Annotated in this window: 9 protein-coding genes; 5 read left to right on the top strand and 4 right to left on the bottom strand. The window is 36.2% G+C overall.

Features of this window, described 5'->3' with window-relative positions:
- Positions 1 to 42: 42 nt before the first annotated feature.
- On the bottom strand, positions 43 to 2,469 hold the full coding sequence (pheT, locus tag M0G43_RS09125) for a phenylalanine--tRNA ligase subunit beta (protein ID WP_248025253.1): 2,427 nt from the start codon (positions 2,467 to 2,469) through the stop codon (positions 43 to 45).
- Positions 2,470 to 2,590: 121 nt separating this feature from the next.
- Here pheT and M0G43_RS09120 point away from each other — a divergent pair, with 121 nt between their 5' ends.
- Positions 2,591 to 3,808 carry a peroxiredoxin family protein gene (locus tag M0G43_RS09120; RefSeq protein WP_248025251.1) on the top strand — a complete coding sequence of 406 codons (1,218 nt, stop codon included), beginning with the start codon at positions 2,591 to 2,593 and terminating at the stop codon, positions 3,806 to 3,808.
- Positions 3,809 to 3,960: 152 nt separating this feature from the next.
- Positions 3,961 to 5,052 (top strand): DUF2911 domain-containing protein, encoded by a 1,092-nt coding sequence (locus M0G43_RS09115; protein WP_248025249.1) that lies wholly within the window; start codon positions 3,961 to 3,963, stop codon positions 5,050 to 5,052.
- Between the two features lie 60 nt (positions 5,053 to 5,112).
- Here the strand turns inward: M0G43_RS09115 and recG are convergent, their stop codons facing one another.
- Entirely contained in the window at positions 5,113 to 7,215 is a 2,103-nt protein-coding gene (gene recG, locus M0G43_RS09110; protein ID WP_248025246.1) for an ATP-dependent DNA helicase RecG, read from the bottom strand.
- 29 nt (positions 7,216 to 7,244) lie between these two features.
- On the opposite strand from recG, the gene M0G43_RS09105 reads away from it, so the two are divergent.
- A complete protein-coding gene (locus tag M0G43_RS09105; RefSeq protein ID WP_317231455.1) occupies positions 7,245 to 9,293 on the top strand; it encodes a M1 family metallopeptidase in 2,049 nt (682 codons plus the stop codon).
- Positions 9,294 to 9,357: 64 nt separating this feature from the next.
- Positions 9,358 to 10,263 (top strand): patatin family protein, encoded by a 906-nt coding sequence (locus tag M0G43_RS09100; protein ID WP_248025243.1) that lies wholly within the window; start codon positions 9,358 to 9,360, stop codon positions 10,261 to 10,263.
- Positions 10,264 to 10,266: 3 nt separating this feature from the next.
- On the opposite strand, the gene M0G43_RS09095 is transcribed toward M0G43_RS09100, so the two are convergent.
- Together M0G43_RS09095 and M0G43_RS09090 are read right to left on the bottom strand one after the other, a co-directional pair.
- Positions 10,267 to 10,788 (bottom strand): hypothetical protein, encoded by a 522-nt coding sequence (locus tag M0G43_RS09095; RefSeq protein WP_248025242.1) that lies wholly within the window; start codon positions 10,786 to 10,788, stop codon positions 10,267 to 10,269.
- Positions 10,789 to 10,866: 78 nt separating this feature from the next.
- Positions 10,867 to 12,423, bottom strand: a complete 1,557-nt coding sequence (locus M0G43_RS09090) for an FMN-binding glutamate synthase family protein (RefSeq protein ID WP_248025239.1) — start codon at positions 12,421 to 12,423, stop codon at positions 10,867 to 10,869.
- A gap of 63 nt (positions 12,424 to 12,486) precedes the next feature.
- Here M0G43_RS09090 and M0G43_RS09085 point away from each other — a divergent pair, with 63 nt between their 5' ends.
- A complete protein-coding gene (locus tag M0G43_RS09085; RefSeq protein ID WP_248025237.1) occupies positions 12,487 to 14,049 on the top strand; it encodes a hypothetical protein in 1,563 nt (520 codons plus the stop codon).
- Positions 14,050 to 14,135 lie beyond the last annotated feature (86 nt).

Genomic DNA, 14,135 nt, shown 5'->3' with positions numbered 1-14,135 from the left:
TCTGACCAATGCACTTAATTGTCAATCTTCAATCTTCAATCGTTATCTCAATTCGGCGCCAAGTTCCTTTTCAAAATTGCTTTGGAGCTTGCTCATTATTTTGTCAATCTGTTTATCCGTCAAAGTGTTGTGTTCATCTTGAAGAATAAAACTCACTGCATAGCTTTTCTTTCCTTTTGGAAGATTTTTTCCTTGATATACATCGAACAAATCAACATCTTTCAGCAATTGTTTCTCGGTTTTCATCGCAATGCTATCAATCTGTTCAAAAGTAATGGTTTCATCAAGCAGCAATGCGAAATCTCGTCTCACTTCAGGGTATTTCGGGATGTCTTTAAACTTGATATTGTTGTGTTTCGCCATTGAAAGAACGTTGTCCCAGTCAAAATCTGCAAATAAAACATCTTGAGTGATTCCAAAATGTTTCAAGGCTTTTTTATGAATCAATCCAAATTCCACTAATTTGGTTTTACCCAATGAAAGGCTGACACCTTCACTAAAAGCATCATTTTGAATGGGAGAAGATTTGAAATTCGAGATTCCCAAACGGTTTAGTACAGCTGTAACGGTTCCTTTAAGAAAGAAAAAATCACTCGGTGTTGTTGTAGAATTCCAACGTTCGGTATTTTTATTTCCGGTAACGAAAATCGATAGATGTTTAAATTCTTCACGATTGCCATTATAATTGTGGTAAGTTTTTCCAAATTCGAACAATTTAAGGTCGTAACGTCTTCTGTTGATATTGTGTTCTACAGCTTCAAGCCCGGAGAACAACAAACTTTGGCGCATCACGCTCAAATCATTGCTCAAAGGATTAAGCATGGCAACATTGTGGTCTTCGTTCAAATTGTTGCTTAACTTTATATAATTTGGAGTCGTCAGTGAATTTGACATGATTTCGAAAAATCCTTGTGCAGCCAATTGGTTTCCAATAACATTCTGAAGTTTATAATCTTCAAATTTTGACATATTGGAAATACTTGCATTCAGTTTTTCGGTCGTGTTGATATTGTTGTAACCATACACCCGAAGAATTTCCTCAATAACATCAGCCTCACGTGATACATCATTGCGATATGCAGGAATCGTCAATCCGAGTCCGGTTTCAGTAACATTATTGATTTTGATGTCTAATGATGTTAAGATGCGTTTGATGATTTCTTTTGGAATTTCTTCACCTATCATCTTGCTTGCATTTTCAAATGATAACCTAACTTGAAAATCCTCAATCTTTTTAGGGTACAAATCAATGATGTCGCTAGTGATTTTTCCGCCTGCGACCTCTTGAATTAAAAGGGCAGCGCGTTTTAAAGCATATTCAGTGATATTTGGGTCGATGCCTCGTTCAAATCTAAAAGACGCATCGGTATTCATGGCATGGCGCTTTGCAGTTTTTCTAACGCTTACGGGATTGAAGTAAGCGCTTTCCAAAAAGATACTTGTGGTGCTTTCGGTTACGCCAGAATCAATTCCGCCAAAAACACCAGCAATACACATTGGGTTTTCAGCATTGCAAATCATCAGATCTTCTTCGTGCAATTCACGATCCACACCATCAAGTGTGGTAAATTTTGTACCTGTCGGAAGTGTTTTCACCACCACTTTATTTCCTGTGATTTTTGAAGCGTCAAAAGCATGAAGCGGTTGGCCTAGCTCATGCAAAACATAGTTGGTTATATCAACTACATTGTTTTTTGGCATTAAACCTATGGCTTTTAATCTGTTTTGAAGCCAAGAAGGTGATTCGGCAACTTTAAGTCCAGAAATTGTCACACCACAATATCGTGGTGCCAATGTTTTATCCTCAACTTCAACATCAATTTTAAGAGTTCTACTATCTACATGAAATGAACTGACCGAAGGTGTAATCAACTCAACATTTATCTCCTTTTGAACCAGGCCAGCCTTAAGGTCGCGAGCAGTTCCAAAATGACTCATCGCGTCAGCCCTGTTTGGGGTCAATCCGATTTCAAAAACCTGATCATTTTCAACCTTGAAAACATCAGCGACAAGCGTCCCAACTTGCAAACTATTATCTAGAACCATAATGCCGTCATGCGATTTGCCCAATCCTAACTCATCTTCTGCACAAATCATTCCATGGCTTTCTTCACCTCTAATTTTTCCTTTTTTGATAGTCCAAGCTTCACCTTCAGCGGTATAAAGGGTCGTTCCTATGGTTGCAACAGGAACTTTTTGGCCTACAGCCACGTTTGGAGCGCCGCATACAATCTGTAAAGGTTTGTTTTCGCCAATATTTACGGTCGTAACTTTCAGCCTATCTGCATTGTCATGCTGCACGCAAGTTAAAACCTCGCCTACAACAATTCCTTGTAATCCGCCTTTAACGGATTGATACGGTTCAATACCTTCAACTTCAAGGCCTAAATCGGTAAGAAGTTCACCGATTTTTTCAGCTGACCAATCAACATTTATAAACTGTTTTAGCCAGTTATAAGAAATCTTCATGTGTTAAATTTATTAAGGGTGTAAAGATACTAATAGCAAATTGTAATAGAAATGCTAAATAATTTTTATTTATAAGTATTTTGTTTTTATTTCGACCCTTTAAACTGTGAACTACTGATTTATGCGGAATTTAATTTACCTTATTTCAATCCTAGCCTTGTATTCTTGTAAAACCAAAGAAGAAGTTACTCCCTTGAAACAAGGAGTTTGGAGAGGTGAGTTGGAGATTTCAGATAGTGAGGTGCTTCCGTTTAACTTTGACGTTACAGGAAACAAGAGCCTTAAGATATTCAATGCTGATGAAGTCATATTGGTGGATGATATCACCTATCGAAATGATTCAGTTTTTATACAAATGCCTGTCTTTGAAGGCTATTTTGCACTTAAAATGACCGACTCTATTTTGCAAGGCGATTTCATAAAAGAAAGTCTGGACAGAATTCTTCCATTTAAGGCTTATTATGGCGAAAAAAATCGTTTTAATATTCCTGAAAATACTCCGTCTACCAATTTGACTGGTAATTGGGAAGTGGTTTTTAGTCAAGGAGTTAAAGGAGATGAATATTTGGCAAAAGGCATATTTAATCAGGAAGGTACAAAGGTGACCGGAACGTTTGAAACAACTACCGGAGATTATAGATTTCTGGAAGGCGTGATGGATGGTGATGAGTTGAAGCTCTCCGCATTTGATGGAGCGCACGCATTTTTGTTTACTGCAACGGTTTCCAATAATGCTATGCAGGGCACATTTTATTCAGGAAATCATTTTAACGAGCCATTTATCGCAAAGAGAAATGAAAACTTCGAATTGCCTGATGCCAATAAATTGACCTATTTGAAGGATGGTTATGATAAAATTGCTTTCTCGTTCCCAGACGAAACGGGAAAAAAGGTATCTTTAACTGATGCTCGATTTAAAAATAAAGTTGTGATTGTCCAAATTATGGGTACCTGGTGCCCAAACTGTCTTGATGAAAGCAGATTTTATTCTGAATATTACAAGCAAAATAGCAATCAATATATTGAATTCGTAGCATTGGCTTTTGAGTATGCAAAAACTGAAGAAGCAGCCTTTAAAGGTATCAAAAGATTGGAAGATGGTGTAGGTATTAATTACCCAGTTTTATTGGCGCAATATGGGACATCTGACAAAATAAAAGCACAAGAAAAATTGCCAATGCTCAATCATGTTTTATCTTATCCCACAACAATTTTTATCGACAAAAAAGGGAAAGTTCGAAAGATTCATACAGGTTTTAATGGTCCTGCAACAGGTGAAAAATATGTTGAATTCAAAGAAGAATTTGAAAATTTTGTGAGTGAATTGGTGAATGAATAGTCTTGGGCGAGTGACATTAATCATCGTTTTCATTACCTATCCTCTTAAATTTTAGTTAATTAACAAACGAGCTTTCTGTTTTAACTTTCTCCTAACAGAGACCTATTAAATTTGCTTCTAATTTTAGATTATTAACTAATAACCAATTCATTATGAAGCATATTTATTCTTTCATTGTGGCGACAGCAATTGTGGCCATTGCTACTACAAAGGCTAAAGCTCAATTAAACCTTCCAAGAGGAAGTCAGCAGGCTTCCGTTTCTCAAACGGTTGGAATTACTAAAATTCAAATAGATTATTCCAGACCAAGCGTGAATGGTCGTGAAATATGGGGAAATCTTGTACCATATGGCATGAATAATTTAGGGTTTGGAACCGCTAAAGAATCGCCATGGCGCGCAGGAGCCGACGAGAATACAACATTTTTTACATCCACAGATTTAAATGTTGAGGGGAAGCCTCTAAAGGCTGGTACATACGGATTGCACATGATAATTGAGGAAAATAATAAAGCGACGATTATTTTCTCAAAAAACAGTACTGCTTGGGGCAGTTTTTTTTATAAACCCGAAGAAGATGCTTTAAGAGTTGATGTAAATACCAAATCAATTCCCCATGTTGAGCAATTGACATATGAATTTTTGGAGGTAAAGCCAAGCTCGGCAATTATAGCTCTCAATTGGGAAAAGAAGCAGATTCCATTTAAAATTGAAGTAGATCTCAATAAAACCGTAGTTGCAGAAATTAAAGAAAAACTTCAAAACCAAGAAGGTTTTAATAGACAGACTTGGGAACAAGCGGCCACTTTTGTGTTGAACAATGGCGGAGATTATAAAGAAGCTGAAAGTTGGATAGACAATGCCATTGAAGGACAATTTTATAGTCAGAAAACATTCAACAATCTTGCGTTGAAAGCACAATTAGAAAGAAAACAAGGCAATGAACAAGCTTATGCCAAGATAATGGATGAAGCTATGGGAATGGCTACCGAAAATCAATTAAATCTTCTTGGATATCAGATGCTGAATGCCAAAGATTATGAGAATGCTCTAAAATACTTTAAACAAGCTATTGTATTAAATCCAAAAAGTGCCAACGCTTATGATAGTCTAGGGGAATATTATTACACAGTTGGGGATAAGGAAAATGCAATTAAGAATTTCAAAAAATCATTGTCAATGAATCCTCCAGCAAATGTGAAAGCCAATTCTGAAAAATATTTAAAGCAGTTAAACGCAATGTAGCTAATCAATCATAAAAACGTTCAATTATGTTTTTAAGGCCCAGTTTTCACTGGGCTTTTTTTAGCTTATATAATTCCAAATATTCTTGTATTTGCTTAACTGGGCATATGTATGTCTCAATACTTTGTTTTCTGGTGAAGAAAGCGATGGGTCTTTTTTTAGAATGGTTTGTGCATAGTATCTCGCGTGATTTAGAATATTTTTATCTTTTATGACATCGGCTATTTTAAGGTTTAAGACGCCGCTTTGCTGTGTACCCATTAAATCGCCTGGACCGCGCAATCGTAAATCTACTTCAGCTATTTCAAAACCATCATTTGTGTTCACCATCGTTTGAAGGCGTGTTTTACTGTCTTCACTCAATTTATGGCCCGTCATTAAAATACAATAGCTCTGTTCCGCGCCACGACCTACGCGACCACGCAATTGATGTAACTGTGAAAGGCCAAAGCGCTCTGCACTTTCGATGATCATCACTGATGCGTTCGGAACGTTGACGCCAACTTCAATAACTGTGGTGGCTACCATAATTTGTGTTTCACCTTTGACAAAACGCTGCATTTCGTAGTCTTTGTCCGCAGCCTTCATTTGGCCGTGAACAATTGAGATTTGATAATCTGGCATCGGAAATTCTCTTGAAATACTTTCATAGCCATCCATCAAATCCTTATAATCCATTTTTTCGCTTTCTTGAATGAGTGGATAAACGATGTAAACTTGTCTTCCTTTGGCAATTTCATCCTTGATAAATTTAAAGACTTTCAACCTGCTTTTATCAAAACGATGAACGGTTTTAATATGCTTTCTGCCTGGAGGTAATTCGTCAATAATCGAGATGTCCAAATCGCCATAAACAGACATTGCCAAGGTTCTTGGAATTGGAGTTGCGGTCATAATTAAGATGTGCGGAGGAGTTTCATTTTTATGCCACAATTTACTTCTTTGAGCTACCCCAAAACGATGTTGTTCGTCAATAATTGCAAGCCCCAAATTTTGAAATTCTACAGAATCTTCGAGTAGGGCGTGAGTGCCAATTAGGATATTTAATTTGCCGTTTTTTAGATTTTCGTGAATTTCTCGCCTATCTGAAGTATTGGTTGAACCAGTGAGTAATTTAATACTGATATTCAAACCATTGAATAATTCAAGTAATCCATTATAGTGTTGGACTGACAAAATTTCAGTCGGAGCCATTAAACAAGCTTGAAAACCGTTGTCAAGTGCTATGAGCATTGACATCAGTGCTACTATGGTCTTGCCGGAACCAACATCTCCTTGCAGCAATCGATTCATCTGGGCATTACTTCCTAAATCGGAACGGATTTCTTTCAAAACACGCTTTTGAGCATTGGTCAAATCGAAAGGTAAATGCTCATTGAAAAACGTGTTGAAGTACTCGCCAACTTTCTCAAAATTGAATCCTTTTATTTTTGATTTATGAATCAGATTTTTGATGATGAGTTGCAATTGGATATAAAACAATTCCTCAAATTTTAATCGGAATTGAGCCTTCGCCAATAACTCTTGATTTTCTGGGAAATGGACATTGAGAAGTGCTTTGCTTTTTGAAATCAATTTTAATTCTGACAGCAAATAATCAGGCAATGTTTCCTCAAATCGTCCTTTGGTTTCCAAGAACAACTGCTGCATAATTTTGGACATCACACGATTGGTGATGCCTTTGCTCGACAACTTTTCTGTGGATGGATAAATGGGCTGCATTGCCGAACGAAGATTTTTTTCGTGTTTCTCCAGCAGTTCCATATCTGGATGTGGCATATTGAAAACACCATTGAACCAATTGGTTTTTCCGAAAATAACGTACGGCTTGTTCAATTTGATGCTTTCTCGAATCCATTTGTGGCCTCTAAACCAAACCAATTCCATAACGCCAGTATCGTCCTTAAACGTTGCAACCAAGCGTTTTCCACGACCTTCGCCTGCATCTTTCAAATTGATGATTTGACCAATAATCTGTACGTCTGCATTATTCCGCTGCAATTGATTGATTTTGTAATACTGTGTGCGGTCAATGTATCGATTCGGAAACAAATTAATCAAATCCTGATACGTATGAATGCCAAGCTCGCTTCGCAGCAAATCCGCTCGATTTGGCCCAACGCCTTTGAGATAATCAATCGGAGTTTGGAGATTGGTGTTCATAAAACGAATATAATTCTTCTGTGGCAAAGATGAAACCTGAAATTTTCTTATTTTGGTCTAATCATTGTTTGAACCTACCTATGAACAAATTTCTTTTAATTTTCTTTCTGTTTTTTGTTTCAAATATGTCTGCACAACAAACGGATTATGTGGATTTTAAAAAAATTAATGCGTTTGTTTCGTTTGATTCAAAGGGGAAAAGGCTAGCAATGAAAGTACGATATGAATTTGATATCATTAAGGATATCGATTCAGTTTATATTGATGCGAGAAATACTTATCACTATGAATTTAAAGAAAGTAATTTTAAAATTTACAGTAAGAATTTAGATGGGAATAAGATAGTGTTTTATACGCCTGCTGAAAGAAAATTTGAAACTGGCAAAAACTATTATGTGGAAATTATATTTTTCTCCTTTCCGAAAAGTGCTCTGTATTTCGTTGACAATCAAATCTGGACACAAGGACAAGGCAAATACACAAGCAATTGGTTGCCAAGTATCGATGATGTGAATGATAAAATTGAATTCGATTTATCAATTTCGTATGACAAAGATTTTGAAGTAACTGCAAATGGAGAATTATCAAACGTTGAAGCATCTGACTCTATAAAAACTTGGCATTTCAATATGAATAAACCAATGAGCAGTTACCTCGTTGCGCTTGCCATCGGAAATTACAATAAAAAAACAGAAGTCTCAAAAAGCGGCATTCCATTGGAATATTATTACTATCCCGAAGATTCCTTGAAAGTTGAATCAACGTATCGTTACAGCAAACAGATGTTTGATTATTTGGAAGATGAAATTGACGTACCGTATCCTTGGGACATCTATAAACAAGTGCCTGTCAAGGACTTTTTGTATTCAGGAATGGAAAACACCACGCTCACCATTTTTTCGGATGCGCTTATGACGGATTCTATTGCTTTTAAAGATCGAAACTATGTAAATGTCAATGCACACGAATTGGCACATCATTGGTTTGGAAACTTGGTCACTGCAAAAAGCGGCGAACATCATTGGCTTCAGGAAGGTTTTGCAACGTTTTATGCGCTGTTGGCGGAGCGTCACATTTTTGGGGATGATTATTACTATTGGCAATTGTACGAATATGCTCAAGAATTGCTAGAGCAGGAAAAATTGGGTCAAAGTACCTCGATACTCGACCCGAAATCCAGTAGTTTGACTTTTTACAAAAAAGGTTGTTGGGCTTTGCATATATTGAAGGAGCAAATAGGCGAGGAGGCTTTTAAACAAGCCGTGAAAAACTATTTAACAGCTTATCAATTTGAGTCGGCAGAAACCAGTGTTTTTATACAAGAAGTCGAAAAAAGCAGTGGTATAGATTTGACAGAATTTGTTGAAACGTGGCTAAAAGTGGTCGAATTGCCTCAAGATGCGATGGTCAAAAGCCTGAAAAAGTCTGAATTCATTCAAGAATATTTGGATGTTTCTTGTGATACCTATCCATCAAAATGCAATGATTATCTCGTTTCTGACATTTCTGGCAAGGCAAAGGTGAAAATCCTTTCGCAAGAATCATATAATGTCAAAGAAGAGGATTTTAAGAACAGTTGGGAAGTTCGTCAGGCCATTGCTCAAAATTTGACCGAAATCCCGTTAGAGCTTAAAAAAAGCTATGAATCATTGCTGAATGACAAGTCCTACACGACTATTGAGGTGGCGTTGTATAATTTGTGGATGAATTTTCCAGAAGATCGTTCGAGATATTTGGAGAAAACCAAAGACCTTAAAGGATTCAGTGATTATAATGTACGTATGCTTTGGCTGGCCTTGAATTTGAATACATTAGAATATCAATCAGAACAGAAACAGCAAGTTTTTGACGAGTTGAAAAATTACACAAGTGCAAATTTTGGCTTTGAAGTTCGAATGAACGCCTTTAATTTCCTGAAATTAATCAACGGATTTGATGAAGATTCCATTAAAAACCTTGTGGATGGCACTGAACATCACAATTGGCGAATGCAGCAATTTTCAAAGAACTTATTGGATGAATTAAGCCAAATTGAAAGTTATAAGAAAATCATTGATAAGTTGACGAATAAAGGATAATTTCATAAAACCTCGAGCCCTGAATTTTAAACTTTAAATCTTGAACATAGAATCATAAATAGAAATGAGAGCATTGGTCATATCAGGTGGAGGAAGCAAAGGTGCATTTGCAGGTGGTGTGGCGCAATATCTTATTGAAAATAAAAGACTCAACTACGATATTTTTATTGGTACATCAACAGGGAGTTTGTTGGTATCTCATTTGGCTTTGAACAAAATTCAAGAAATAAAAGAGGTTTACACAAGCGTGAACCAAGATTCCATTTTCAGTATTTGTCCTTTCACAATTAAGAGGAAGAAAGGCGTGGAGACTGTGGGTATCAATCACTTTAGTGTGCTTCGGAATATTATGAGAGGCAGCAAGACTTTTGGCGAAAGTTACCATCTAAAAGAATTAATATTAAAGAATTTTTCTGAAGAAGATTTTAATAAGTTGAAATCAAGAAGCATTGATGTTGTTATAACAGTTGCAAATTTGTCTATCAATCAGGTGGAATATAAATCCATAAAGGATTTTGAATATGAAGAATTCTGTGAATGGATATGGATTTCGTGCAATTACACACCTTTTATGTCACTTGTAAAAAAAAATGGCTGCGAATATGCGGATGGTGGATTGGGCTCTATGGTGCCTATAGAAGAGGCAATTAAACGGGGAGCAACGACGGTTGACGCCATCATTTTGCAAACGGAAACCACAACTTTTAATAGAATGCCCTCGCTGAATTCCTTTTCTCTGCTCACAAATATGTTTGCATTTATGTTAGATAGAATTGAAAGTCAAAACATTAGGATTGGCAAATTTGTGGCAACCAATCAAAACGCCATCATCAATTTCTACTACACGCCTACAGTTCTAACGACCAATTCATTGATATTTGATAAAGACAAAATGAATCAATGGTGGCAAAGTGGTTTTAATTTTGCCAAATTTAAAGATGATGAAACCAGTCAGTTGGAAACTGATTAGATGTTACCACATTTCGCTTACTTCTTGTTTGATGAAAGACAAGGCTGCGTCGCTGGGCGCTCGTTTTTCCATCATTTCGGTAAGAACAACTTCTCGTAACTTGTTTGCGGTATCTGTTTTTTCCAATAAGCTTGCCTTTCTAATTAATTGAATGGTAGCATTTTTTGCAGCAGATATAATGTTCCAACAATCATCTGTTAAGTAGATTTGTTGTGAAAGATTATGTTCAAATTCCTGTTCGATACTTGCTATAAGTAAGGATTCATAATCATCTTTATTTGAAGATGTTGGAGCAACTCTAATTAGTAATTTTGCAGGTGTGATTCTTTCCAGAAAAATAGCCATACGCTCGTATGCTTGCAACCGTATAGGCATGGAGTTTACTTGCATGTCTTTGTGAAGCAAGTAACGCCTTCTGCCATCTTCATTTTTGGTATGCTCTTTGAAAAAATAATAAGCTATCAAGCCTGTTATCAGTGCAGGAATGGCAAATAAAAATAGGTCGATTATTCGTTCGGAATCCATAGATCTTAATTTTGAGTCTCAAACTTAAGGTCTTTTTCCAAACTTTACAAGGAATTTCTGTCTACAGGAAATTTGATATTAAATTCTTCCGCCTAAATGCATACAATCCTTCAAATGCTGCATACTCTCAAAAGGAACAGGTGTTTTTTCATACTGAAACGTTCTGTCAAGTTCTTTTGACAAATAGGAATCATCCACATTGAGGTCTACATCTTTCATTGTAAATTGGCAAGGGTGTTCATAACCTGCCGCATGCGTAATTTCCAACAATTCTTTTCTAAAGGTTTTAAAATATTGTGCCAAACGCTCTGACTTAAGCGGAATATTGATACCGTTTTGAAGCCATTTGCTTTGTGTGGCAACACCACTTGGGCAGTGATTGGTATGGCACAATTGCGCTTGGATACAGCCAATACTCATCATAGCTTCTCTCGCTACATTGATGCAGTCTGCTCCCATAGCGAAAGCCATTGCTGCTTTTCCTGGCAAACCGAGTTTTCCACTTGCAACAAAAACAATTCTTTCTGTAAGTTCTTTTTTCTGAAACAGCTTGTACAAATCGCTAAAACCATAAGTCCAAGGTAAAGACACATGATCGGCAAAGCTCGGCGGAGCTGCGCCTGTGCCACCTTCGCCACCATCAACGGTTATAAAATCTGGACCTTTTCCTGTAGATACCATCAAATCGGCCAATCGTTCCCATTGATCCAATTTTCCGATGGCAGCCTTGATTCCGACAGGCAAGCCTGTTGCTTCTGCAATATCTTCAATCAGTTGCATCAAACCTTCTATATCTTCAAATGCAGAGTGTGTAGGTGGTGAAAGTACATCTTTACCCATTGGGACATGACGAATTTCAGATATCTCTTTGGTGATTTTCGCAGCAGGCAATACGCCACCTTTTCCAGGTTTTGCACCTTGAGACAATTTGATTTCGATTGCTTTGATAAAAGGTTTTTCTTCGACCAATTTTACCATTTTATCCAACGAGAACCTTCCATATTCATCCCTTACTCCAAAATACCCGGTTCCAAAATGAAACACCACATCTGCACCATTGCTATGGTACGGAGAGAGTCCGCCTTCACCAGTATTGTGATACGCTCCAGCCAATTGTGCTCCTTTGTTCATCGATTCAACCGCCTTTGCGGATAATGAACCAAAACTCATAGCAGAAATATTGATGACAGACGCAGGACGATAGGGTTTGCGTCTTTTGTTATAGGCTCCCATTACTTTGGCACAAGGCAAAAAACTATTATTTAAATAATTGGGATGATCTTCTTTGATCTTAAAGCTCAACATCGCGTTGTTGATGAAGAGATGTTGTGGTGCATAAATATCTCTATCGGTTCCAAAACCTTCATAATTATTTTCTTTTTTAGAAGATGCATAAATCCAACCACGTTCAATTCTGTTAAAAGGCAATTCTTCGCGATTGTTGGCAACCAAATACTGGCGCAACTCTGGCCCAATTTTTTCCAACATATATCTAAAATGTCCAATTATTGGAAAATTATGGCTAATGGTATGCTTCTTCTGAAAAAAGACATCTCGAATGGCGACAATTGCCAAAACAATCAAAATCCACATCCACCAACTTATACTGCTTAAAACCGTCCAAAAATCATTCATATCAGTTAACTTTTCAGTAAATATATTTAAAATTAAATGGTCTTAAAAGCATATCTTTATGAAATGAGTAAACGAAAAAAAATTATCATCATAAGCTTAATTTCCATTGTGGTCATCGGTATTTTGGCAATAGTAGTGGCACAGAATGTCATAACTTCAAAAATTGAAGCATTTTTAGCGGAATCTTTGCCAAGTCATATAGAGGTTGATTACGAAGATTTAAGTTTTGCTGTTTTAAGCGGTAACCTTGAACTTGAAAAACCAAAACTCACCATTTACGGTAAAACCACTGACAGCATCAATCTCACAAACGAAATGTCCTCTATATTTATTAAAGATGTTGGCTATTTGGATTACATTTTCAATAATAAAATATCGATTGGAAGTATTGAAATAAACAATCCAAAAATCAATTTTTACCACAACAAATTAGTGGATTCCAAAAATTACAAATCATCAGCACTTCAAAAATCAACGCGAACCGTTACCATTGGAAAAGTGATGATTACAAATGGTGATTTTCAAATGTTTGATGGGCAGACTGATTCATTGCTTTTGAAGACTGATAAATTCACTTTGCATTTTAAAGAAGTTCTTTTTGATGAGTCAACGTCCCAAAATAAAATACCCTTCAAAGTCTCTAGTTACGAGCTTCTTGTGGAAAATCTTTTCTCTAAAATGAATGATTTTGATGTTCTAAATGTAAATAAAATCCAAGTTTCAAATGAGAAGGCGTCATTAGATTTACTCACTTTGAAAACCAAATATTCCAAAGAAGAATATTCAAAACTTCTCAAAAATGAGCGAGATCATTTCGATTTATCTGTTGACAAAGTAGCTTTTGATGATTTGGATTTTGGTTACGAGCAAGATTCGATATTCTTTTTTCAATCTCCATTGATGAGTATTCAATCACCAGAGCTTTATATTTATAGGGATAAACAGGTTGCTGATGACAATATCATAAAACCATTATACAGTAAAATGTTAAGAGATTTGAAATTTGATCTAGCTATGGATAAAGTTGAGATCAACGATGGAATAATTGAATATACAGAAAAGATCAATTCTGGTGCAGTGGTTGATGCCGTAAAATATTCTGATCTAAATGCCATAGTATATCGTCTTGGAAATACTTATAGTGAGCCCCTTGATATAGATATAAATGCGAAATTTATGCAGAATACGCCCATAAATGTCAAATGGGATTTTGACGTAAATAACGAGAATGATGATTTTGAATTCAAAGCCGATATTGGAAAACTCTATGCTGCTAAAATGAATGCATTTTCAGAACCCACAATGAATGTTCGACTCGAGGGCGCACTCCACAAGACCTATTTCACTGTTTATGGTGACAAAACAGACTCGCAAGTCAATCTCAAAGTCAATTATGATGATTTTAAAATTGTAATGATGCAAAAAAAAGAGAGAAAAGAGAATAAGCTACTTACAGTGATTGCTAATCTTTTCGTGAAAAATGATAGTGACGAAGAGAAAGGAGATTTTTTAAATGGTAGTGATTATGTTGTGAGAGACCAAACCAAATCGATTTTTAATTTTTTATGGCTTAACGTCAGTGCTGGTCTCAAAAATGCAATGACTGGTAAAGGCAATAAAAAATGATTTATTAAGAGAATTGTTTATAAATATTCACAAAATTCCTGATCAAAAACGCTATCATTGGTTAATTTCACGACTTGAAAATTTAG

Source organism: Subsaxibacter sp. CAU 1640, assembly GCF_023156585.1.
Classification (GTDB): domain Bacteria; phylum Bacteroidota; class Bacteroidia; order Flavobacteriales; family Flavobacteriaceae; genus JBPOFM01.
The sequence above is the reverse complement of the archived record's forward strand: the minus strand, read 5'-3'. Positions and strand labels throughout refer to the sequence as shown.